Annotated in this window: 27 protein-coding genes, 1 tRNA gene and 1 pseudogene; 19 read left to right on the top strand and 10 right to left on the bottom strand. The window is 71.6% G+C overall.

Features of this window, described 5'->3' with window-relative positions; translation table 11 throughout:
- Nucleotides 1–201 precede the first annotated feature (201 nt).
- Genes GA0070609_RS31780 through GA0070609_RS31790 form a run of 3 tightly spaced genes read left to right on the top strand, consistent with a single transcriptional unit; the run spans nucleotide 202 to nucleotide 3,612 of the window.
- Nucleotides 202–723, top strand: coding sequence for an HPP family protein (locus GA0070609_RS31780; protein WP_088997201.1), 522 nt, complete (start codon nucleotides 202–204; stop codon nucleotides 721–723).
- Nucleotides 716–3,151: a molybdopterin oxidoreductase family protein gene (locus GA0070609_RS31785; protein ID WP_088997202.1), complete on the top strand. Its 2,436-nt coding sequence runs from the start codon at nucleotides 716–718 to the stop codon at nucleotides 3,149–3,151. The genes GA0070609_RS31780 and GA0070609_RS31785 overlap by 8 nt, the downstream gene beginning before the upstream one ends.
- A gap of 2 nt (nucleotides 3,152–3,153) precedes the next feature.
- Nucleotides 3,154–3,612, top strand: a complete 459-nt coding sequence (locus tag GA0070609_RS31790) for a hypothetical protein (protein ID WP_088997203.1) — start codon at nucleotides 3,154–3,156, stop codon at nucleotides 3,610–3,612.
- Between the two features lie 39 nt (nucleotides 3,613–3,651).
- Here the strand turns inward: GA0070609_RS31790 and yidD are convergent, their stop codons facing one another.
- Nucleotides 3,652–4,029 carry a membrane protein insertion efficiency factor YidD gene (yidD, locus tag GA0070609_RS31795; RefSeq protein ID WP_172899441.1) on the bottom strand — a complete coding sequence of 126 codons (378 nt, stop codon included), beginning with the start codon at nucleotides 4,027–4,029 and terminating at the stop codon, nucleotides 3,652–3,654.
- Between the two features lie 6 nt (nucleotides 4,030–4,035).
- Between yidD and GA0070609_RS34715 the strand changes: the two are divergent.
- The 3 genes and pseudogenes from GA0070609_RS34715 to GA0070609_RS31805 all read left to right on the top strand — a co-directional run.
- Nucleotides 4,036–4,275: pseudogene (locus GA0070609_RS34715) on the top strand (RidA family protein); the annotation flags it as partial.
- 25 nt (nucleotides 4,276–4,300) lie between these two features.
- On the top strand, nucleotides 4,301–4,468 hold the full coding sequence (locus GA0070609_RS34720) for a hypothetical protein (RefSeq protein ID WP_231928947.1): 168 nt from the start codon (nucleotides 4,301–4,303) through the stop codon (nucleotides 4,466–4,468).
- On the top strand, nucleotides 4,465–4,896 hold the full coding sequence (locus GA0070609_RS31805) for an SRPBCC domain-containing protein (protein WP_088997204.1): 432 nt from the start codon (nucleotides 4,465–4,467) through the stop codon (nucleotides 4,894–4,896). Before GA0070609_RS34720 ends, GA0070609_RS31805 begins: the two co-directional genes overlap by 4 nt.
- Nucleotides 4,897–4,981: 85 nt before the next feature.
- On the opposite strand, the gene GA0070609_RS31810 is transcribed toward GA0070609_RS31805, so the two are convergent.
- Nucleotides 4,982–5,221 (bottom strand): hypothetical protein, encoded by a 240-nt coding sequence (locus GA0070609_RS31810; RefSeq protein WP_172899442.1) that lies wholly within the window; start codon nucleotides 5,219–5,221, stop codon nucleotides 4,982–4,984.
- Nucleotides 5,222–5,534: 313 nt separating this feature from the next.
- On the opposite strand from GA0070609_RS31810, the gene GA0070609_RS31815 reads away from it, so the two are divergent.
- The gene (locus tag GA0070609_RS31815; protein ID WP_088997205.1) at nucleotides 5,535–6,263 is read left to right on the top strand and encodes an alpha/beta fold hydrolase; all 729 of its coding nucleotides are present in this window, start codon (nucleotides 5,535–5,537) and stop codon (nucleotides 6,261–6,263) included.
- Nucleotides 6,264–6,290: 27 nt separating this feature from the next.
- Here the strand turns inward: GA0070609_RS31815 and GA0070609_RS31820 are convergent, their stop codons facing one another.
- On the bottom strand, nucleotides 6,291–6,509 hold the full coding sequence (locus GA0070609_RS31820) for an SbtR family transcriptional regulator (RefSeq protein WP_197700202.1): 219 nt from the start codon (nucleotides 6,507–6,509) through the stop codon (nucleotides 6,291–6,293).
- Nucleotides 6,510–6,946: 437 nt separating this feature from the next.
- On the opposite strand from GA0070609_RS31820, the gene GA0070609_RS31825 reads away from it, so the two are divergent.
- From GA0070609_RS31825 to GA0070609_RS31845, 5 genes are all read left to right on the top strand, one after another.
- Complete coding sequence (locus GA0070609_RS31825) at nucleotides 6,947–7,156, top strand: hypothetical protein (RefSeq protein ID WP_088997206.1); 210 nt, start codon at nucleotides 6,947–6,949, stop codon at nucleotides 7,154–7,156.
- Between the two features lie 191 nt (nucleotides 7,157–7,347).
- On the top strand, nucleotides 7,348–8,391 hold the full coding sequence (locus GA0070609_RS31830; protein WP_088997207.1) for a fatty acid desaturase family protein: 1,044 nt from the start codon (nucleotides 7,348–7,350) through the stop codon (nucleotides 8,389–8,391).
- A gap of 71 nt (nucleotides 8,392–8,462) precedes the next feature.
- Nucleotides 8,463–9,194 carry a GAF and ANTAR domain-containing protein gene (locus tag GA0070609_RS31835; protein WP_088998090.1) on the top strand — a complete coding sequence of 244 codons (732 nt, stop codon included), beginning with the start codon at nucleotides 8,463–8,465 and terminating at the stop codon, nucleotides 9,192–9,194.
- A 148-nt stretch (nucleotides 9,195–9,342) separates the two neighbouring features.
- On the top strand, nucleotides 9,343–10,143 hold the full coding sequence (locus GA0070609_RS31840; RefSeq protein WP_088997208.1) for a SigB/SigF/SigG family RNA polymerase sigma factor: 801 nt from the start codon (nucleotides 9,343–9,345) through the stop codon (nucleotides 10,141–10,143).
- 151 nt (nucleotides 10,144–10,294) lie between these two features.
- Nucleotides 10,295–10,852, top strand: coding sequence for a DUF5994 family protein (locus GA0070609_RS31845; protein ID WP_088997209.1), 558 nt, complete (start codon nucleotides 10,295–10,297; stop codon nucleotides 10,850–10,852).
- Between the two features lie 258 nt (nucleotides 10,853–11,110).
- Here GA0070609_RS31845 and GA0070609_RS31850 read toward each other — a convergent pair whose 3' ends face one another.
- Nucleotides 11,111–11,578 (bottom strand): SAM-dependent methyltransferase, encoded by a 468-nt coding sequence (locus GA0070609_RS31850; protein WP_088997210.1) that lies wholly within the window; start codon nucleotides 11,576–11,578, stop codon nucleotides 11,111–11,113.
- A 167-nt stretch (nucleotides 11,579–11,745) separates the two neighbouring features.
- Entirely contained in the window at nucleotides 11,746–12,648 is a 903-nt protein-coding gene (locus GA0070609_RS31855; protein WP_088997211.1) for an NADP-dependent oxidoreductase, read from the bottom strand.
- A gap of 106 nt (nucleotides 12,649–12,754) precedes the next feature.
- Here GA0070609_RS31855 and GA0070609_RS31860 point away from each other — a divergent pair, with 106 nt between their 5' ends.
- Both GA0070609_RS31860 and GA0070609_RS31865 read left to right on the top strand, forming a co-directional pair.
- Entirely contained in the window at nucleotides 12,755–13,153 is a 399-nt protein-coding gene (locus GA0070609_RS31860; RefSeq protein WP_088997212.1) for a winged helix-turn-helix transcriptional regulator, read from the top strand.
- Nucleotides 13,154–13,398: 245 nt separating this feature from the next.
- Nucleotides 13,399–13,471: transfer RNA gene (locus tag GA0070609_RS31865), tRNA-Arg, on the top strand.
- A gap of 128 nt (nucleotides 13,472–13,599) precedes the next feature.
- Here GA0070609_RS31865 and GA0070609_RS31870 read toward each other — a convergent pair.
- Nucleotides 13,600–14,094, bottom strand: a complete 495-nt coding sequence (locus GA0070609_RS31870) for a GNAT family N-acetyltransferase (RefSeq protein WP_088997213.1) — start codon at nucleotides 14,092–14,094, stop codon at nucleotides 13,600–13,602.
- An 86-nt stretch (nucleotides 14,095–14,180) separates the two neighbouring features.
- On the opposite strand from GA0070609_RS31870, the gene GA0070609_RS31875 reads away from it, so the two are divergent.
- Both GA0070609_RS31875 and GA0070609_RS31880 read left to right on the top strand, forming a co-directional pair.
- Entirely contained in the window at nucleotides 14,181–14,390 is a 210-nt protein-coding gene (locus GA0070609_RS31875; RefSeq protein ID WP_088997214.1) for a hypothetical protein, read from the top strand.
- A gap of 410 nt (nucleotides 14,391–14,800) precedes the next feature.
- A complete protein-coding gene (locus GA0070609_RS31880) occupies nucleotides 14,801–15,772 on the top strand; it encodes a zinc-binding dehydrogenase (RefSeq protein ID WP_088997215.1) in 972 nt (323 codons plus the stop codon).
- 55 nt (nucleotides 15,773–15,827) lie between these two features.
- Here GA0070609_RS31880 and GA0070609_RS31885 read toward each other — a convergent pair whose 3' ends face one another.
- On the bottom strand, nucleotides 15,828–16,676 hold the full coding sequence (locus GA0070609_RS31885) for an SDR family oxidoreductase (RefSeq protein ID WP_088997216.1): 849 nt from the start codon (nucleotides 16,674–16,676) through the stop codon (nucleotides 15,828–15,830).
- Between the two features lie 104 nt (nucleotides 16,677–16,780).
- Between GA0070609_RS31885 and GA0070609_RS31890 the strand changes: the two genes are divergently transcribed.
- A complete protein-coding gene (locus tag GA0070609_RS31890) occupies nucleotides 16,781–17,149 on the top strand; it encodes a winged helix-turn-helix transcriptional regulator (RefSeq protein ID WP_088997217.1) in 369 nt (122 codons plus the stop codon).
- Between the two features lie 373 nt (nucleotides 17,150–17,522).
- On the opposite strand, the gene GA0070609_RS31895 is transcribed toward GA0070609_RS31890, so the two are convergent.
- Complete coding sequence (locus tag GA0070609_RS31895; protein WP_088997218.1) at nucleotides 17,523–18,122, bottom strand: ClpP family protease; 600 nt, start codon at nucleotides 18,120–18,122, stop codon at nucleotides 17,523–17,525.
- 135 nt (nucleotides 18,123–18,257) lie between these two features.
- Nucleotides 18,258–18,872 carry a helix-turn-helix domain-containing protein gene (locus GA0070609_RS31900; protein ID WP_088998091.1) on the bottom strand — a complete coding sequence of 205 codons (615 nt, stop codon included), beginning with the start codon at nucleotides 18,870–18,872 and terminating at the stop codon, nucleotides 18,258–18,260.
- A gap of 168 nt (nucleotides 18,873–19,040) precedes the next feature.
- Here GA0070609_RS31900 and GA0070609_RS31905 point away from each other — a divergent pair, with 168 nt between their 5' ends.
- Complete coding sequence (locus tag GA0070609_RS31905; protein ID WP_088997219.1) at nucleotides 19,041–20,054, top strand: potassium channel family protein; 1,014 nt, start codon at nucleotides 19,041–19,043, stop codon at nucleotides 20,052–20,054.
- Nucleotides 20,055–20,181: 127 nt separating this feature from the next.
- Here GA0070609_RS31905 and GA0070609_RS31910 read toward each other — a convergent pair whose 3' ends face one another.
- On the bottom strand, nucleotides 20,182–20,670 hold the full coding sequence (locus GA0070609_RS31910) for a MarR family winged helix-turn-helix transcriptional regulator (protein WP_088997220.1): 489 nt from the start codon (nucleotides 20,668–20,670) through the stop codon (nucleotides 20,182–20,184).
- Nucleotides 20,671–20,753: 83 nt separating this feature from the next.
- On the opposite strand from GA0070609_RS31910, the gene GA0070609_RS31915 reads away from it, so the two are divergent.
- Nucleotides 20,754–21,398, top strand: a complete 645-nt coding sequence (locus GA0070609_RS31915; RefSeq protein ID WP_088997221.1) for an FMN-dependent NADH-azoreductase — start codon at nucleotides 20,754–20,756, stop codon at nucleotides 21,396–21,398.
- Nucleotides 21,399–21,405: the final 7 nt, after the last annotated feature.

The raw sequence follows: 21,405 nt of genomic DNA on the forward strand, positions 1-21,405 counted from the left end.
ACCCGCTGCCTTCCCGGGTCCGGCCGGCACAAACCGGGGCCGACCCGACCGGTCGCGGCCCGACCGGTCGCGGCGCGGCCGGCCGGGCGGGGCGTCCTGTTCCGGCGGGTACCACCGGTTTCAGACCCGGTGGGCGGGGCAGGGTGTGACGATCGGGTTCATGACGCGGGCGCCGCCGACCGGACGGGAGGACCTCCGCCGATGACGGGAAGGGAACCTGCCCACGCCTTCGCGGGCAGCGCCGTCGCCCTGGTGGTGGCCGGTGCGGTGGCCATGGCCACGCACCAGCCGTGGCTGTTCCCGAGCCTCGGTCCGGCGGTCATGCTGCACGTGGAGAAGCCGGCGGCACCGGAGTCGTCACCGCGCAACACCCTGATCGGGCACCTGGTGGCGCTGCTGGCCGGGTACGGGTCGCTCGGGTCCTGCGGGTTGGCCGACCGCCCGTCGGTGTTGCAGGAGGGGGTGACCGGCCCGCGGATCGTCGCGGCGGCCGGGTCGCTGGCGGTGACGGCGGCCGTGTTGCTGCTGCTGCGCTCCCCGCACCCGCCGGCCGGCGCGACCACGTTGATCGTGAGTCTGGGCCTGCTGCGCACCCCCACCCAACTGCTGGTCGCCGCGGCGGCGGTGGTGCTGGTGACCGCCGTGGACTGGGCGTACAACCGGGCGACGGGCCGGGGCATGCCGATCTGGGCGGCCCGGCGGGAGGGAGCGGACAGTGGTTGACCGGATCGCCGATCCGTGGGGGCCGAGGACCCCGTACGGGCCGGCAGAGCCGTGGCCGGTGCGGGTGGACCGGTTCCTCGACGGTGACCTGACCGACGCGGACGTGGACCGGTGGGTCCAGTCGGCGTCGGTGCTGCACTCCAACGGCGACGCGCTGGACATCGCGGTCGCCGACGGCCGGATCGTCGGGGTACGCGGCCGGGCGGTGGACCGGGTCAACCGGGGCCGGCTGGACCCGAAGGACCTCTACGGCTGGCAGGCGAACAACAGCCCCGACCGGCTCACCCGGCCGCTGGTGCGCGACGGGGACCGGCTGGTGGAGACCGACTGGGACACCGCGATGGGCCGGATCGTCGCCCACTCGAAGGAACTCCTCGACGGCCCCGGCGGCTGGGGGCACTTCGGCTTCTACACCTCAGGCCAGCTGTTCCTGGAGGAGTACTACGCGCTCGGCGTGATCGGCAAGGCGGGCCTCGGCACCCCGCACATGGACGGCAACACCCGGCTGTGCACCGCAACGGCCGCGGCCGCGCTGAAGGCCAGTTTCGGCACCGACGGGCAGCCCGGCTCGTACACCGACGTGGACCACTGCGACGCGATCGCGCTCTGGGGGCACAACGTCGCGGAGACCCAGACGGTGCTCTGGATGCGAATGCTCGACCGGCGGCGCGGGCCCAACCCGCCGGCGATGCTCGCGGTCGATCCCCGCGCCACCCCGGTGGCCCGGGAGGCCGACCTGCACCTGGCCGTCCGCAACGGCACCAACATGGCCCTGATGAACGGCCTGCTCCGCGAGATCATCCGGCGCGGCTGGTACGACCGGGAGTACGTCGACGCACACACCCTCGGCTTCGACGAGCTGTGCCGGATCGTCGACGGCTACCCGCCCCGCCGGGTGGCGGAGATCTGTGACGTGCCGGCCGCCGACGTGGAACGCGCCGCGGAACTGCTCGGCTCGGCGCAGCGGCTGCTCTCCACCGTGCTGCAGGGCCTCTACCAGTCCAACCAGGCCACCGCCGCGGCCTGCCAGGTGAACAACCTGCACCTGATCCGGGGCATGATCGGCCGGCCGGGGGCCGGGATCTACCAGATGAACGGCCAGCCGACCGCGCAGAACACCCGGGAGACCGGCGCCGACGGCGACCTGCCCGGCCTGCGCAACTGGAACAACGAACAGCACATCGCGGAGCTGGCCCGGCTGTGGAACGTCGACGTCGACACCATCCCGCACTGGGCGCCGCCGACGCACGCTATGCAGATCTTCCGGTACGCCGAGCAGGGCTCGATCAAGCTGCTCTGGATCAGCGCCACCAACCCGGCGGTCTCCCTGCCCGACCTGTCGCGGATCCGGCGCATCCTGGCCCGGCCCGAGCTGTTCGTGGTGGTGCAGGACCTCTTCCTGACCGAGACCGCGGAACTCGCCGACGTGGTGCTGCCCGCCGCGACGTGGGGGGAGAAGACCGGCACGTTCACCAGCGTCGACCGGACCGTGCACCTCAGCGAGAAGGCGGTCGACCCGCCCGGCGAGGCCCGCCCGGACCTGGACATCTTCCTCGACTACGCCCGCCGGATGGACTTCCGCAACCGCAACGGGGGTCCGCTGATCCCGTGGACCGGGCCGGAGGAGGTCTTCGAGGCCTGGAAGGAGTGCTCCCGCGGGCGGCCGTGCGACTACACCGGCATCAGCTACGACAAGCTGCGCGGCGGGTCCGGCGTCCAGTGGCCGTGCACCGAGGAGCACCCCGACGGCACCGAGCGGCTCTACGCCGACGGGGTGTTCAACACCGATCCCGACTACTGCGAGACCTTCGGGCAGGACCTGTCCACCGGCGCCGAGTTCACCGAGTCGGAGTACCGGGCCAAGGAGCCGAACGGGCGGGCGTTCCTGCCCGCCGTCGACTACCAGCCCTCGCCCGAGGTGCCCGACGACGAGCACCCGCTGCTGCTCACCACCGGCCGGACGGTCTACCAGTTCCACACCCGGACCAAGACCGGCCGGGCCGCGCAGCTCGACGCCGCCGCGCCGGAGGTGTGGGTGGAACTCAACCCGACCGACGCCGAGCGGCTCGGCATCGCCGAAGGTGACCTGGTCGGCATCTCCTCGCCGCGGGGCGCCGTGCAGGCCCGGGCCCGGCTCTGTGGCATCCGGCCCGGGGTGGTGTTCCTGCCGTTCCACTACGGATACTTCGACCAGGATCCGGGCGAGCGCACCCCGCGCGCCGCGAACGAGCTGACCATCACCGCCTGGGATCCGATCTCCAAGCAGCCGCTGTTCAAGGTCGCCGCGATCGCGGTGGCCAAGCTGGCCGACGGCGACGGCGTACCGTCACCGGCGCCCACGATCGGCGGCAGCGAGCCGGTGCCCGGCGCCGACGTGCCGGCGACCGTCGGCGGGCCGGCCGCCGAGGCCACCAGCGGGAAGGAGTGACCGTGCACCTCGCCCACTACCTCGGGCTGCTGCACCGCGCCCAGACCAACCTCGCGGACGCGTTCCGCCAGGTCGCCGCCGCGCACTCCGACGAGCCTGACGTACAGCACCTGTGCCAGCAGCAGGCGAAGCGCTGCGACGAGCACGCCGAACGCCTGAAGCCGTTCGCCGAGCGCTACTCGGAGGAGGCGCCGGCGGAGCCGGACCGGCTGCACTCCGAGTTGTTCACCGGCACCCGTACCGGCGGCATCGGCCTGCTGCGGGATCTCCAGGACCTCTACCTGCTGGCCGCCCAGTGCGACATCTGCTGGACGGTCGTCGGTCAGGCCGCCTACGGCGCCCGGGACGAGGACCTGCTCGCAGTGGTCAAGCGGTGCGAGGGGGAGACCGCGCTCCAGCTGAAGTGGCTGCGTACCCGGATGAAGCAGGCCGCCCCGCAGGCGCTCGTGGTCGCCGAGTGACCACCCGGGTCAGGGCCCGTGGCCCGGCCTCGCGCGGCCTCAGCGCACCGGGTCTTGGGTGCCGCGCGGCACCCCGGGCCGGCACCGGCGGACCCGGTCGGCGGCCAGCCGGCCACCCACCGCCAACCCGTACCGCTGCACCGCCGTCAACCCGTACGCCCCGCAGGTCGGCGTGAACCGGCACTGCCCGGGCCAGTGCGGCGACAGCCACCTCCGGTAGCCCTGGATCGCCGCCACACCCGCCCGGTCCAGCACCGGTGCCCGGGTCGCCGCCGCGGCGAGCGAGCCGACGGTCAGCAGCGTGGAGAACAGTCCCAGGTCGCAGCAGTCGCAGCAGCCGTCGGGGTTCTTCGACTTCGAGAACTTCGCCGACTGCCTGCGGTTCTCCCGGGCCTGCTCCCGGATACGCCTGAACATCCGTACATGATCGGGCATAGTGGCCAGGCCGGCGCCCGCGCCCTCGTGGTCGCCGGTCGGCCGGATGGCGCCGGACTGGTCCAATCGCCCGCCTTCAGCCACGTCGCGGTCGTACCGCCGGGCGCGACGACGGTCTACGTCGGCGGCCAGAACGGCGCCGACGGCGACGGCAGGCTCGTCGATGGCGACGTCGCCGCTCAGGTCCGCCAGACGATGACCAACCTGCACGTCGCGCTGGCCGCCGCCGGCGCGACGGTCCCACGATCTGGTGATGATGACGATCCTGCTGGTCGACGGCGTCGACCTCGCCACGGCCTATCCGGTGGCGGCCGCCGAACTGGCGGACGCCGCGCCGCCGGTCGTGCTCGCGCGGGTGGCCGGGCTGGCCGTGCCGGGAGCGCTGGTCGAGGTCAGCGCGGTCGCGGCGGTGACCCCGTGAGCGCCGGGTGGCGGCGGGCCGAGGTCGGACGCACCCGCGACGCCGGCTGGCAGATCGGGGTGTCCAAGACGATCGACCGCCCGGTCGAGGACGTCTGGACCTTCGTCACCTCGCCGACGGGCATCGCGATCTGGTTGGGCGACGGCGTCACGGTGCTGTCGGAGCGCGGCGCGGGCTACCAGACCGCGGCCGGTGTGCGGGGCGAGACCCGCAGCTTCCGCGACTTGGACCGGATCCGGATCACCTGGCGGCCGCCCGACTGGACACACGACACGACGCTGCAACTGGCGGTGACGTCCGTCGGCGAGGGGCGGGCGCGGTTGACGGTCCACCAGGAACGGCTGGCCGACGCCACCGAACGCGAGCGGCAGCGCCGGAACTGGCAGGGCGTGGTCAACGCGATCGTGGCGGCACTGGCTAGTCCTTGAGACGCGACCTCGTACCGTCAGCGCAGCAGAACCGCGGCCGCCCGGTGAGCGTGGCGCCGCCGGGCCAGTTGCGGCGAGCTGCCGCTCACGCGTCGGCCCGGCCGCGCCGTGCCCGCACGCGGGACCGGACGGCCCGGCCGATCAGCACGGCGGAGACCACGCCCGGTCCGCAATGGACGGCCAGCACGCCGCTCAGGCTGGGCCCACCCCAGTCGTCGCGATAGCTGGCCGGGTCGCTGAAGTCGATCACGAACGGCTCGGCGAGCGCCCGTGCGATGAGGTAGAGACCGAACACGGTGCCGATGACGCCGAGAACCTTCTTCATGAGCGCCACGGTAGGGCTGACCGCCCGGCGTCCGCGTCACCCCGCAGTAGCACCGGTCGGGTGGCTCCGGAGGATGACGCAACGCCCGATGTCACCCACCACCGCAGGATCCGGCCGCGCGGCTGCGTCCACCGCCGAGGGCAAGGTCGTCATCAACATCGACGCCCAGGGCTGAGGCCGGGCAAGGGCCACTCACCGAGAAGCCGGGGGCAACCAGCCGTTTCACCGGCGCACCGTGGGTAATCAGCCCACCCGGTACAGGTCGAGCGCGGTACGCACACAACCGTCGCCCGAAGCCAAGGAGTTGGTCGTCGTGTCGGATCAGGAGCTCACTCTCGTCCTCGTCCACGGCGCGTTCGCCGAGTCGGCGAGCTGGAACGGTGTGACCGAGCGGCTCGGCTCCGCCTACTCCGTCGTGGCCGCCGCCAACCCGCTACGCGGCGTCGCCGGGGACGCTGCCTACGTGCGGGACGTGGTACGAGGGATCGGCGGTCCGGTCGTGCTCGTCGGCCATTCCTACGGCGGCATGGTGATCACGGAGGCGGCAGCGGACGACCCGGCGGTGCGTGCCCTGGTCTACGTCAACGCGTTCTGCCCGGACACCGGTGAGTCGGCGCTGACGCTGTCCGGCAAGTTCCCCGGCAGCACGCTCGCCGAGACCCTCGTCTCCTATCCGGTGGCCACCGGCGGCAACGAGGTGGCGATCGGCCAGGACGCCTATCACGCGCAGTTCGCCGCCGACGTACCCGGCGACCTGGCGGCGCTGATGGCCCGGACGCAGCGGCCGGTGACCGAGCAGGCGCTCGGTGACGGCCTGGGGACGCCCAGGCCGCCGTGGCGGTCGTTGCCTACCTGGTTCGTGTTCGGTGACGCGGACCGCAACATCCCGGTCGCCGCGCACCGGTTCATGGCCGAACGCGCCGGTCCCCGCGGCGTCCGGGAGGTCGTCGGCGCCTCCCACGCGATGGCGGTGTCCCAGCCCGGCGAGGTCGCCCAGTCCATCATCGAAGCGGTACGAGGCGTCGGGTCCGGCTCGTCCTGAGACATGGTCAGCCCCTGCCGGGCGGCGTCAAGGAGCGGCTGGCGGTGGGTGGGGCAGCGGGTGGGCGCCTTCCGGGCGTAGACCGTCGACGATGATGGCGAGGTATCGCTGCCACGGGTCGGGTGCGGCGTCCGGCAGGTAGCTGGTGACGTAGCTGGGCGCGCACATCAGCAGGATGACGTCGGCGCCGGTGACGTCGGCCCGCACGGCGCCGTCGTCCCGAGCCCGATCGACGAGCCTGTGCACGGTCGCTGAGGCCCCTCGCGCCCCCGGCCCAGCCCTACTGCTTGGTCGGTCGTCATCAGGTTCCCGGCTACTGACTCCGGGTCTTTCATGACTGAAGCGAGGCCTGCTGTGGGGAACCGGCCGAGGCGGGTGGCAGGGAAACCTTGCTCGATTCTAGGAGATATCGCACTTGATGGGGGCGTATCACTCGCTGCGGAAGCGGCGTCTGGCACGAGTGCGGATCCGCGCCGTGAGGCGTACGGTGAGCATGTCACCCGGGTCCCCGGTGATCGCCAGGTGCCGTCGCCACCAGCCGCGCGTTTGGCGATGGTCATTCCCGTCGTGCCAGCCGCTCGTCGTGCCGGCTGAGCGTCAATCACGTCCCGGTCGCCGGCTGCGGCAAGCCGTGCCCCCGACGGTGGCGGATCCGACCAGCGTCCGCACCACCGTCCGCGAGCATGATCGTTGCGGACGCCTTCCCAAGGGAGCACCCGATGATGATCGCCAGGCACCGGATCGTCAGCATTCTTCGCGACCGCGGCCAGCAGGTCAGGGCCGACTGGGTCGAGCGCGAGCTACCGGAGCGGGTGGACCCCGAAAAGCACACCGGACTGCTCGCCATCCTTCATGTTGATCTGGCCGATCTCGCCGACGCGCCGTCCCCGTGACGGTCGCTCTGCTCGGAGCGTCTGCCAGGCGCACACCTCGCGCGCGGCGCCCTGTGCTCCGGCGCGAATGACGCCAATCCGCTGCAGCGGGTGGAACCAATCGCCGAAGATCCAAGGTGGGAGGCGCCGGCTGCCGGAGCCACCGCCACTGCGACCAGCCGGCGGAGAAGGATCAGCGGGGGAGCAACTTTATGAGCGATACCAGCCTCGGCGCCGAGCGGCAGCGGGGCAGCGACTACGCGGACCTGTCCCGGCTGGTCCGCACCGTGGGTCTACTGGAGCGGCGGCGGGGCTACTACGCGGTGCGTATCGGTCTGGTCGTCGGATGCTTCGCCGGACTGTGGGCGCTGGTCTTCCTGCTCGGTGAATCGTGGTGGCAGCTCGGCGTCGCGGTGGCCCTGGCGGTGGTCTTCGCGCAGGCCGGGTTCATCGGCCACGACGCAGGGCACCGGCAGATCGCCCGCACGCGGCGGGCGAACGACCTGATCGGCATCGTGCACGGCAATCTCTTGACCGGGATCAGCTACGGCTGGTGGGTGGACAAGCACAACCGGCATCATGCCCACCCCAACACGGTAGGCAAGGACCCCGACATCACCGTGGCGCCATTGTCCTTCACCGCAGACCAGGCCGGGCGACAGCGTGGCCTCGGCGCACTGGTCGTGCGCTACCAGGCGTATCTGTTCTTCCCGTTGCTCCTGCTGGAAGGCCTGCACCTGCACGCCAACAGCGTGAAGGCGATCCTCGGCCCGCGCCGCATCGCCCGCCGACCCGTCGAAGCGGGACTGCTGGCCCTGCACCTGGGCGGTTACCTCGCCGCCGTGTTCCTGCTCCTGAGCCCGGCGCAGGCGATCGCGTTCATCCTTGTCAACCAAGGTGTTCTCGGCGTCTACCTCGGCTGCTCCTTCGCTCCGAACCACAAGGGCATGCCGATCCTCGGCGGCGACGACAACCTCAACTACCTGCGGCGACAGGTTCTCACCTCCCGCAACGTCCGCGGCGGGGTGCTCCTTGACACCGTGCTCGGCGGGCTGAACTACCAGATCGAACACCACCTGTTCCCGAGCATGCCGTGTCCCAACCTGCGCCGCGCAAGACCACTGATCCGGCGGTTCTGCGCCGAGCACGACATCGACTACCACGAGACAACATTGGGCCGCTCCTGGGCCGAGGCACTGCGCCACTTGAACGACATCGGATCCCCGGCAACTCCGACCGGCGTCACCCCGCGCTGAGCCGCTGAGCCGCCCGGACAGTCCGCTACTTGACATCGAGGAGGGGCTATCGTGTGCCGAGGGTGAGCGACATGGCCGAGATCCAGCTGTCCGACGTGTTCGTGGAAATGGCTGACACACTCGTCGACGACTTCGACGTGATCGAATTCCTGCATGTGCTCGCCGACCGGTGTGTGGAACTGCTGGGCGTCTCGGCGGCCGGGCTGTTGGTGACCGACCAGCAGGGCAACCTTCAGGTGGTGGCGGCCTCATCCGAGCGCACCCGGCTGCTGGAGTTGTTCCAGCTGCAGACCGACCAGGGGCCCTGCGTGGACTGCTTCCGCACCGGCCAACCCGTGTCGGCCATCGACCTGCGGGCCGCCGGCCACCGCTGGCCCCGGTTCGCCGCCGCCGCAGCCGAGGTCGGCTTCGCCGCGGTACACGCGCTGCCCATGCGCCTACGCTCCGAGGTCATCGGGGCGCTGAACCTCTTCGACACCCGCCCGGGCGCGCTCGACGAAGGCAAGGTTCGGATCGGGCAGGCCCTGGCGGACGTGGCCACCATCGGGCTGCTCCAGCAACGCGCCATCCACCGCCGCGACGTCCTCACCGAGCAACTGCAGACAGCACTCAACAGCCGAGTTCTGATCGAGCAGGCCAAGGGTGTCCTCGCCGAGCGCCTCCAGGTGGACGTGGGTGAGGCTTTCGCGCTGTTGCGCGAGGGCGCCCGCAGCCGTAACCGGAGGCTGGCCGACCTGGCTCAGGCCATCGTCGACGGCTCCGAGCAGTTCGCGCCAGGCACGGCAGCCGACCTGTCCGCCTGACTGCGCGGTCACCGGCGGGGCCTGCGCTGTCCCGCCCGGCCAGCGCCCAGCGGTGCGAACCGGCGCCATGAGGCGTACGGTTAGGTTGTCGCCCGGGCCCCCGGTGGCCGCCAGTTCCGCCGCCACCAGCCGTAAGGGGCGTTGAGCAATGGTCATCCCCACCGCGACCGCGACTGCCGCTTTCCCACTTCCGCCATTTGGTGAACTGCCGGCGACGAGCGAACAGTTGCTGCGTCGACACGCCGCCCTGAGCTGCGACGATCCCGATCGCACGAGACTGCGGACCCGGATCATCGAAGGCAATCTGCCGCTGGCCAGCCGCCTGGCCCGTCGATACACCGGCCGCGGAGAGCCCTACGACGACCTGGCCCAGGTGGCAGCCCTCGCCCTGGTCAGAGCCGTCGACGGATTCGACGCCCGCCGAGGCACCAAGTTCTCCAGCTATGCGGTCCCGACCATTGTCGGTGCCCTCCGCCGCCACTTCCGCGACACGACGTGGGCGATGCGGGTCCCGCGGCGTGCCCAGGAACTGAACAGCATGGTGCGAGCCGCCACAACCGAACTCACGCAGCGACAGGACCACCACCCGACCATCGTCGAACTCGCCGACCACCTGGACGTGAGCGTCAACGACGTCCTGATCGCCCTCGCCGCATCGCAGGCATACCGCCTGATGTCGCTGAACGCGCCCCAGCAGAAGGCCAACGACACCGAGGCCATGGAGCTCACCGGCGCCGTCGATCCCGGTTACGCAGGCGTCGACGATCACCTGACGCTGCTGCCGCTGCTCGCCAAGCTTCCCCCGCGCGAGCGTCAAATCCTCGCAATGCGCTTCTACCGCCACATGACCCAGGCGAGGATCGCCACCGAGGTCGGAATATCCCAGATGCATGTGTCCCGATTGCTGAGGCGTTCCCTGGCCCAGCTCAGAGCCGGAATGCCGAGCTGAGGGGCCAAATCCCGGCCCGACCAGCCGCCCGGAGGAGCGCATCGAACGATCATGAGAGGACTCCGATGGGAGACAGTCCCTCCGTCCCGACTGCGACCCTCGTGCCCCGCCGAGAGCGACCTGGTGCTGGTGCACCGAAGGGAAGGAAACGATGATCCGCTCCACCTCGGACCGCATGACGTGGGTCTGCACCGGTGAGCCGCCGACCGCACGCCTGCGGCTGGCCGATCCGCCGTCCAGCCGGGCGATGCTCGACGGCGGTTGGTGGCCGACCTCACGCGACCCGGTCGTCGAACTGTGCAGCTTGGTCACCGCGCTCACCGCCCAGCGAGGCGGCGTGATCGAACGGATCATGCTGGACCCGGCGGCCTGGGACCGACATCCTCGTCGCATCGGTGTCGGCGGCGCCGTGGTGCGGGTGGGATGGTTCACCACCCTCGGCACCGGGCTCGTGATCGTCACCGGCCGGCGGGATCTGCGGATCGACCTGACCGTGACAGCGCCGGAGACCACACACGACGTGGCGATGGCGGCCATGCTCGCCGCTTCCAGTCCCGCCAGCACCACCCGCGCCGCCGGCATCCCGCCTACTCCGCAGAGTCCTCCCTCCCCACGGTTGGCGCGACCCGAAGACGACGTAGACGCCTGGGAAAGCGAAGGCGGACACCTGCGGTTCGATCGACACCCCACAGCACCGGTCAGGACCTGAACGGCCATCCGGTCCGGGCGGGAGGCGCGGGGTCCGGGACCTCGGTTCGAGGTCCCGGACCCCGAAGCCGTCACCGACGAAAGGTCCGAAGAGCGGAGCGACCACACGGAGTTCGACGTCACCATCGACATCCCAAGGACGCGCCGCCACAAGTACGAGGTCGCCCACCTGTCCCTGACGACAACCGAACTGGACGTGCGCCGCTACGATCGCGCCGCGATCGACGCCCGCCACAACCCGGCCTGTCAGTTGAAAGCCCTAAGGCTGGAAGTACTCCGACATCAGGTGGCCGACCCATTCCGGCTGCCGGACGTTCACCGGCAGGAACTCGGTCATCGTTGGCTTCAGGTCGATGACGGGGGTGCCCGAGACCGCGTCGAGGCCGACCACCGTCAGTTCACGGCCGCGTACGGATTCGATGGCGCAGCACGTCACCCCGATGCGGTTCGGCCGGCAGGGACCGCGGCCAGCGAGGATGCCGACGGGCGGGAGGTCGGTGCGGCCGCGGTTCGGGCGGGGTTCGCGGTAGTCGTCGTGCTCTGGGAACTGGTCGAAGATGAAGAGGACTTCGACGTGGGAGAAGCCCTCCAGCCCTTGCAGGCACGCGTCGCCGATGCGTTCGTCGATGGTGATCGTGCTGCGGACGGCGCCCCAGTGGTCGCTGTGCTGGACATCCGTTCTGTCGTTCCGGACCGTACCGATCGGGTTGATCTCGAAGCTGATCATGGAGAGGGATTTCCCTTCAGTGGATGCGATCTTCGACAGAAGCGGCGTGGCTCGTGGTCACGTGACGAGGAGGAGCACGTTGATCACCATGCAGCAGGCGTGGCGCGAGCGGCGTACGCAGCGTGGGGCGCGTCAGTTGATCGTGACGGCGGAGGTCTGGCTGGGTGTCATGGGACGATCACCACGCCGCCGCGGACGCCGCCCTGGGCCAGCCGGTCGTGCGCGGCCGCGGCGTCGGCGAAGGGATACACGCCGGCGACCCGAAGCGGGAGGTCGCCGCTGGTAACGAGTTCGACCAGTTCACCCAGCCGCGATCCGTCCGGTTGCACCTCCAGCGCGAAGGTCCGGATGTTCCGCACCGGTTCCGGGCGAAGCGGAGGCGACGCGGCCACGTAGCCGCCGCCGTCGCGGACGAGGCCCAGCAGCGAGGGGCCGATCACCGCCAGGTCGATGACCGCATCGAACGTCCCCGCCGGGTCGTCGGAACGCGACAGGAATGCCGCGCCCAGCGACTCCACGAACGCACGGTCGTCGGTTCCGGCGAGTCCCGTGGCATGCAGACCGGCCGCACGGGCCAGCGCCAGGACGAACCCGCCGACCTGCCCGGCTGCGCCGGTGACGAGCACGGTCGAACCCGCCGGGACCGCGAGCAGGTCGAGGGCCTGGGCGGCGGCGAGGCCGTTGGTCGGCAGGGTCGCCGCCTCGGTGGCGGGAACGCCGGCGGGTGCGGCGGTCAGCCAGGCCGCGTCGAGCACCACGTACTCCGCGTGGGCACCGACCGTGGTTCGTAGCCATGGCGAGAAGCCGATGACCTTGTCACCGATCGTGAACTGCTCGACCGCCGGGCCGACCGCGTCGACGGTGCCGGCGACATCCCAGCCGGGCGTGTACGGCAGACCGGTCGGCAGCGGAGCCGGGAACCGACCGGAGCGGATCATCAGGTCGACCGGGTGGACGACGGACGCAGCGACCCGCACCCGTACCTGCCCCGGCCCCGGCTCGGGAATCGGCACGTCGGCCACGTGCAGGACCTCCGGCCCGCCGAACTGTGCATAGCTGACTGCGCGCATCGCTGTCTCCCTAGTGGGCTCTGGTGATCACCAAGACCGTAGGAATCAGCGGGCGGTGCCAGGAAGTAGGTACCGTGAAGTGCCTAGGGCACCGGTGGAGGACAGGATGGCGACGACGACCGCGGCGCAACGCCGCGACCAGGCCAAACGTGACTACGACGCGTTCCTGGAACAGTGCCCGACCCGCCAGCTGTTGAGCAGGCTCACCGACAAGTGGGTCGCACTGGTGATCCCAGCCCTCGCCGACGGTCCGCAGCGGCACAGCGAACTCGCCGCCCGCATCGCCGGCGTCAGCCAGAAGATGCTCACCCAGACCCTGCGCACGCTGGAGCGCGACGGCCTGGTCACCCGCACGGTCACGGCCTCGGTACCGGTCCGCGTCGACTACGAACTCACTCCACTCGGCCATGAACTGTTCCCGGTCATGATCGCGATCAAGAACTGGGCAGAGACGCACATGGAGCGGGTCTTCGAAGCCCGCGCCCAATTCGACGCACGCCCCTGAACCTCCGCAGCGGCGGCGCGACGTGTCCGCTCATCGGCCACGTGCGGACGCTTGGCGGACCGCTGCCAGCCCCGGTAAACCGATGCCAACGCGGCTCACCGCGTCGACCCCCGGTCGCACATCGAGGTTCGTGTGCTCCGGGTGTGGCCCTGGGCTGGGGCAACCGTGGTGTAGGTGACGAGGGTGAACGTGGGCCACTCCCTGCCACTCCGGGTGAACCCCAGGTCGCTAGACTGGGCCCTCGCGCCCTCGTAGCTCAGGGGATAGAGCAACGGTTTCCTAAACCGTGTGTCGCAGGTTCGAATCCTGCCGGGGGCACCTGGTCACACCGTGGATCAACGCTTACTGACTTGCTCCGGGCCTTCCGTGCCCGCTGCCTGCCCGATCGCCTCGCCAGCTTCCCAACTGAAGCAGTTCCCACGCCACGCTCGATCGGCAGCGACACGTCAAGGAGCGAGACTCTTGACCATGACGTGCTCCCTGCGCACACCGTCGGGCATGAGGTCGCCGAGCTCGCCCGTGGCCTGGAAGCCGTTCCGCTGGTAGAGCGCCCAGGCGTTCTTGTTGTCCTCCACCACGGTCAGCCGTACTGTCCCTGCGCCGACTTGCCGAGCCCACTGCTCGACCGCATGCAGGAGGTGGTCGCCCACGCCTCGGCCACGTCCGACCGGCGCCACGTACATGGAAATCAGCTCGACGACGCCGTCCTGATCCGTCGGCACTCCGCTGGCCATCCCGACGGGCTGCCCGTCGAGCATCGCCACCACGTTGTACGAGCCGGGGATGGCCAGTCGACCGCGCCAGCGTTCCTCACGGTCGCCGTCGCCCTGCCAGTCCGCCAGCTGCGAACCGAAGGCGTACGGCGCCTCCGTCAGCGCAGCGAGCCGGAGTTCCCGCCAAACCTTCCAATCGCCCTCGGTGAGCGCACGCGTTTCGATCACTCGTGAAGGCTGTCGCGGGTTGAGGGACCAGGCAATGTGTTTTCGACTGGCTGGCCCGTGAACCTGAGGCCGGCGTACTCCGCGGCGTGGGGTGGTGCGAGGGCGAGTTGTCGGACCTGCAACCCTCGTTCTTCAACCCGTTCAGGCCGTACGACCCGATGTGGCCGGTCAAGCCGCTGTTCGGGGTCGGCGGTGACCTCGACATCGCCTCACCGCAGGAGGTCGCGGAGGCGAGGCGACTGGTCGAGCCGCACGTCGCGACCTGCTGGATCGAGCCCCTCCCGGTGGTGCTGTAGTAGCCCCCCTCGGGGCGTACCAGCTGAGGGGCGGCTCGGTGAATGACCGACGGCTCGGCGGGTACGCGGTCCGCGAATGCCGCGCGCCGCTGTCACTCGGGCCGCCCGCCCGTCGTGTGGCGTCGCTCTGCCCGAACGCGCGAGGGGAGGCCCTGCGATGAAGGACAGAATCCTGCAAGGCTTGAAGAGGAAGGCAAACTCGATCGTGGTACGCCGCAGGCGAAGGGATTCCCTCATCAGCCGGCCGACCGCGGCCAGGCGGCCCGGTAGGCGCTTCCAGTAACAGGAGGCCCGGTCGGCGCTTCCAGTAGGAAGACGGCGTGCGGTGCCGGCGGCGGGCACGCCGAACAGCTGTGAGGTCAGTCGCCAGGAATTGACCTCAACCGGCCTTGAAGTTGTCGGATCGTCTCATGCGTGCGATTCAGCTTCACGAGTTCGGTCCGCCCGGCAACCTCGTCCTCGACGAGCTGCCGGACCTCTCACCCGCCCCCGGTCAGGTGCGGATCGCCGTCCGTGCCAGCGGGGTGCACCTGCTCGACACGACCCTGCGCCGGGGCGAGGCCGGCGGCCCGCTGCCGCTGCCCGAACTGCCCACGATTCCCGGTCGGGAGGTCGCCGGGGTGGTCGACCAGGTGGGTGCCGATGTCGACCGGTCCTGGCTCGGCAAGCGGGTCGTCGCCCATCTCGGCCTGGTGCCGGGCGGGTACGCCGAGCAGGCGGTCACCGCTGTCGAGTCGCTGTTCGCCGTACCGGAGGCGTTGAACTTTCCCGAGGCGGTGGCCGCGGTCGGCACCGGCCGGACCGCCCTCGGCGTCTTCGAGCTGGAACGCCCGACCGCTGACGACGTGGTCCTGGTGCCCTCGGCGGCCGGCGGCATGGGCTGGCTGCTGGTCCAGGCCGCCCGGTCGACGGGGGCCACCGTGGTCGGGGCGGCGCGGGGCAGCGACCGGACGGCGGCGCTGCACGACCTGGGCGCGGACCTCGTGGTCGACTACGGGCTGCCCGACTGGGCCGACCGGGTCCGGGAGCGGGTCGGCGGCGCGACGCTGGTCTGGGACGGGGTGGGTGGCGCGGTCGGCCGGGCCGCGCTGGAGCTGCTGCGGCCGGGCGGCCGGTTCATGATGTTCGGCTGGTCGTCGGGTACGGCGACCCGGGTCGAGACGGCGGACCTGGTGGAGCGGGGCCTCACCGTGGGGTGGCTGGGCCAGCGGATGCGCGCCCTGCCCGGCGGTATCCCGGGCCTGGCCGGCCGGTCGCTGGAACTCGCCGGCCGGGGCTGGTGGCGGCCGCGGGTGTCGACGTACCCGCTGGCGGACGCGGCCACCGCGCACGCCGACCTGGAGGGGCGCCGGGCGCTGGGCAAGGTGGTGCTGACGACCTGAGCGACGCCGGGTGGGGGGCGGGTGCGCCCCCCACCCGGCGTCGCGGGCGGGATCGTCAGAGCGCGGCGCGGATCGCCTCGGCCAGCGAGGTCGGCTCCCGGCCGATCAGCTTGGCCAGGTCGTCGCCGTCGACGTGCAGCTCGCCCTGGGCGGCCGCCCGGTCCCCGTCGGCGAGGACCTCGGCGTACGCCCGGGGCAGGCCGGCGCCGACGAGCACCTCGACGTACTTCTCCACCGGCAGGTCGGTGTAGCCCACCTGCCGGCCGGTCTGCCGGGACAGCTCCTCGGCCAGCTCGGTCATCGTGAAGCCCGCGCCGCCCAGCTCGTACACCCGGCCGGCGTGGCCCTCGGTGGTGAGCACGGCGGCGACGGCCTCGGCGTAGTCGGCGCGCGCGGCGCCGCTGATCCGGCCGTCCCCGGCCGCGCCGGCGATCCCGTGCCCCAGGTACGTCGGGATCTGCGGGAGGTAGTTCTCGAAGTACCAGCTGTTGCGCAGGAACACGTACGGCAGGCCGGAGTCCGCGATCACCTGCTCGGTGCCCCGGTGGTCGACGGCGAGGATCAGGCTGGACGTGTCCGCCTTGGGAGCGCTGGTGTAGGCGATCAGCCGGACACCGGCCTCCTGCGCGGCGGTCACCACGTTGCGGGCCTGCTCGACCCGGCGGCCGATGTCGGTGCCGGAGACGAACGCCAGCTGCTCCGCACCGGCGAACGCGGCGCGCAGCGACGCGAGGTCGTCGTAGTCGGCCCGCCGCACGGTCACCCCCCGGTCGGCCAGGTCGGCCAGCCGGTCGGTGTCGCGGCCGAGCGCCACGATCTCCCCGGCCGGTACGCCCCGGCGCAGCAGCGACTCGACGATCAGGCGGCCGAGGTGGCCGGTGGCGCCGGTGACGACGATGGACATGGAGCACTCCCTTGCGAGAACGGTGTCGGTCGTCAGCGTCAACGGGAACACCGAGCAGACACTTCCCGTTGGAGAGTAGGCACCTTGAAGTGCGTGACTTACCGATGGAGAGTGGTGGCGTGCAGCCGAACGTCTACGCCCGTGACTGCGGCAGCCGGCAGGTGCTGGACCGGATCGGCGACCGGTGGAGCGTCCTGGTGGTGCTCATCCTCGCCGAGGGCACCAAGCGCTACGGCGAGCTGGCCCAGCGGATCGAGGGGATCAGCCAGAAGATGCTCACCCAGACGCTGCGCGGGCTGGAGCGCGACGGGCTGGTCACCCGGACGGTGCACGCCAGCGTGCCGCCCCGGGTCGACTACGCGCTGACCGACCTCGGCCGCAGCCTGCTCGACCTGGTCGCCGGGCTGGAGTCGTGGGCCACCAACCACCTGGCCGAGGTGGAGGCGGCCCGGTCCCGCTACGACGCCCGGTGACGATCCGACCTCAGTCAGAGGCGGTCATCGATGTAACGAAGATTGCCGGCAAGACGCTGCGCCATGAGCCCGCGCGCGCCGTTCCCACCGCGCATAGGCTCCGCCCTATGGGGGGATCGGCACGTGACGACATTCCCACGTTGGGTGTCGGACGCGATCGAGGGGGCGCGTCCGGCGCCGTGCCGGCTCCCGCCGGTTCGCACCATCCGACGATGGACCGCGTGCGTCGTACCGCGCACCTCGTCCACCTGCTCTGACGGATGAACCGGCGGCCGGCGGTCGCCTACCGGGCACGCGACGGCGGCCGGCGGGACCATCGCCGGCCGCCGTCGCGCGTCCCCGCCCGGGGCCGCCCCCGTCGCGGCCCGGGCCGTCAACCCACCGGCAGCTGGTCGACGGTGGTGAGCACCCGGTCGACCAGGCCGTACTCGCGGGCCTGCTCGGCGGTGAACCAGCGGTCCCGGTCCCAGTCGCGCTGGATCTCCTCCAGGGTGCGCCCGCTGTGCTGGGCGATCAGCTCCTGCATGGTCCGCTTCACGTGCAGCATGTTCTCGGCCTGGATGGTGACGTCCGCGGCGGTGCCGCCCATCCCGCCGGACGGCTGGTGCATCATGATCCGCGAGTGCGGCAGCGCGTAGCGCTTCCCGGCGGCGCCCGCGCAGAGCAGGAACTGCCCCATCGAGCCGGCGAAGCCGAGCGCCAGGGTGGCCACGTCGTTGCGGACGTACCGCATGGTGTCGTAGACGGCCATGCCGGCGCTCACCGAGCCGCCCGGCGAGTTGATGTAGAGGAAGATGTCCCGCTCGGCGTCCTCGGCGGCGAGCAGCAGGATCTGGGCGCAGATCTGGTTGGCCGTCGCGTCGGTCACCTCGGTGCCGAGGAAGACGATCCGCTCCTTGAGCAGCCGTTCGTAGACCTGGTCACCGAAGGTCGGCTGCCCGCTGTCCAGCATCCGTACGCCGTTGGAGATCATCGTGTCCGCCTTCCACCGTGCCGGCGGGCGGCGGAACCGCCCGGGGGACCGGCGCTTCCAGCCTCCGGCGCGACGCGGGCGGAACCCCAGGATTTCTGCCCGCGGCAGATCCGCCGTGGGCAGAACCGGGCCGGGCTACGCCGGGGTCAGCCGCCGCCGGCCCGCCCGGACCCGCCGCCGGGCCAGCACCTTGGCGGTACGCGGGCGCGGGCGCCCGGCTGGAGCGGAGGGAATCAGCCGCACCCGCAGCCCCGCCCCGCCGACGGTCGAGCCGAGCCCCGGCATCCCGCCGCCCACGTACGCCGGCACGCCGACGGTGAGCACCACCGACCCGCCGGTGTACGGCCTCGGCTCGCCGAGATGCGGCCTCGGGTCGCCGGCGCCGGGGCCGAAGCCGACCCGGGTACGGCCGGCGCGCGGTGCGACCGTGACGCGTGGGCCGCTCTCCTCGTGGCGGGTGACCGGCACCCGCTCCAACCGGGCCAGGGCGGCCCGCGGTGCGGTGGGGATGCGCGGCTCCACCCGGCGCAGGTCGTCCCGCGCCTCCTCCAGCAGGTCGGAGAGGCGGATGCCGAGCGCCCGGCAGATCGCCGCGAGCACCTCCGACGAGGCCTCCTTGCGGCCCCGCTCGATCTCGGACAGGTAGGGCACCGACACCCCGGCGGCCACCGCCACCTCGCGCAGCGTGCGGCCCTGGCGCAGCCGGAGCCGGCGCAGCACGCCGCCGATCACTCGTCGCAGCAACGACATGCGGGCCTCACTCTCGCGGTCGTCCGGGGACCCCTCCATCATGCCCGCTCACCGCCGTCCCGGTCGGCCCGGTCTCCTCCGGTCGCCCGCGATCTCCACCCGGGCGTGCGGCCCCCCGGGAAACCGCTATGTTGTGGGCGTGCAGGCGTCGGTGGAGCAGGTCCCTCGGTGATCCATTTTCCCGCACAGCGGCGCGGACCGCTGAGCGCGCTGAGCCTGCGCCTGGCCGCCGCGGTCGGGCTGGTCCTCGCCACCGTCGCGGTGGTCTACCTCGACCGGGACGGCTACCGGGACGTCAACGAGGACGGGCTGACCCTCCTCGACTGCTTCTACTACGTGGTGGTGTCGCTCTCCACCACCGGCTACGGCGACATCACCCCGGTCAGCCAGAGCGCCCGGCTGGTCAACGTCCTGTACATCACCCCCGCCCGGGTGCTCTTCCTGATCATCCTGGTCGGCACCACGCTGGAAGTCCTGACCGAGCAGTACCGCACCGGCCGTCGCCTGTCGCGGTGGAGGAGAACCGTGAAGGACCACGTCATCATCTGCGGCTACGGCACCAAGGGCCGGAGCGCGGTCTCCGCTCTGCTGGAGAACGGTCTGGAGAAGTCGCGGATCGTGGTGGTGGAGCGCAACGGCCCGGCGCTGCGGCAGGCCACCTCGGCCGGGCTGGTGGCGATCGAGGGCTCGGCGACCCGTTCCTCGGTGCTCAACGAGGCGCACGTCCGGCACGCCAAGGCGGTGATCATCGCGACCGACAGCGACGACGCCTCCGTCCTGGTGGCGCTGACCGCACGCCAGCTCACCGCGGGACAGGTGCGGATCATCGCCGCCGCCCGGGAGGCCGAGAACGCCCCGTTGCTCAAGCAGAGCGGCGCACACCACGTGATCGTCTCGTCGGCGACCGCCGGGCGGCTGCTGGGGCTCTCCACCTCCGCCCCGCCGCTGATCGACGTGGTGGAGGATCTGCTCACGCCCGGGCAGGGAATGGCGCTGGCGATGCGCTCGGCCGAGCGCCATGAGGTCGGCCGCTCGCCCCGCGAGCTGGACTCGCTGGTCATCGCGCTGGTCCGGCGGGGCAAGGTGGTCACCCTGGCCGACCGGGCCGGCGCGGTCATCGAGACCGGCGACATGCTCGTGCACGTCCGCGACGACCGGCCGCAGGCGGCTCCGACGAGCTGACCACCCGGACGGCCAGAACCGGTGTCATCCGGTGCCGGCCGGCACCGGGCCGGCTGGCCCGGGCGGTGACGCGCCGGTCCGGGCCACCCGGTCGGGCTGGTCGGGCTCGGCCTGCTGGCGGGCCGGCTCAGCAGCTGGCGTCCAGCTCCGCCTCGTCGGTGACGGCCGCGGCGCAGTTGGCCGGCGCTCCGCTGGTCGCCCGCCGGAGCAGCTCGTAGAGCTGGTCGCGCTCCGCCGGATCCAGCGCGCCGAGCACCTCCTCCTCGGCGCTGGCCAGGGCGCACTCGGCCTCGCCGAGCCGGCTCGCCCCGGTCTCGGTGAGGAACACGTCGTGCCGGCGGCGATCCTCCGGTGAGCGTCGCCGCTCCACCAGGTGTGCCGCCTCCAGGTCGTTGAGCAGCCCCACCACGTTGGTGCTGTCGATCTGCAGGGTGCTGGCCAGCGCCTGCTGACTGATGCCGCCCGCGTCGCGCAGCACGGTGAGCGCGACCAGATGCCGGGGGCGCAGGCCGAGCGGCGCGAGCACCGATTCCGAGCGCAGCCGCATCCGCCGGGCCAGGTATTCCAGGAGCGCCCCCGACCGGCGCTCCGACTGGCCGACCGACGGGGCAGACATGTGACCCAGTCTACCCACCGAGGGAACATCGGCCTGCTATAAATGGTTGGCGCTACACAAACGATCTGTGGAGGGTTGGCCAAATGTCACACCTGTTGCACATCGACTCGAGCATCCGCGGCGAGCAGTCGGTCAGCCGTCGGCTCACCGCCCGGGCAGCCGCCGCCTGGCGGGCCGCCCATCCGGACGGCACGGTGACCTACCGGGACCTCGGCCGGGAGCCGCTGCCGCACCTGGACGAGGCCGGCGGCCTGGCCCGGATCGTGCCGGTCGACCAGCACACCCCGGAGCAGCGGGCGTCCTGGGAGCTGACCGAGCGGCTGGTGGCCGAGGTCAAGCGGGCCGACACCGTCCTGCTCGGGCTGCCGCTCTACAACTACGGCGCGCCGAGCAGCGTGAAGACCTGGGTCGACCACCTCATCGCGCCCGGCATCGCGTACGACCCGGAGACCGGCACCGGCCTGCTGGGCGACCGGGAGTTCATCGTGCTGACCAGCCGCGGCGGCGGCTACGGAGCGGGCACCCCGCGGGAGGGCTGGGACCACGCCGAGCCCTGGCTGCCGCACGGCATCTCCCAGACCGGGATGGAGCCGCGCTTCATCACCGCCGAGCTCACCCTCGCCCCGGTGGTACCGGCCATGGCCGAGCTGATCCCGCTGCACGAGCAGAGCCTCGCGGCGGCCGAGCGCGCCATCGACGAGCTCTGGGTGCCGGCCCGAGTCGGCTGAGGTGCCG

Source organism: Micromonospora echinaurantiaca, from assembly GCF_900090235.1.
Lineage (GTDB): Bacteria > Actinomycetota > Actinomycetes > Mycobacteriales > Micromonosporaceae > Micromonospora > Micromonospora echinaurantiaca.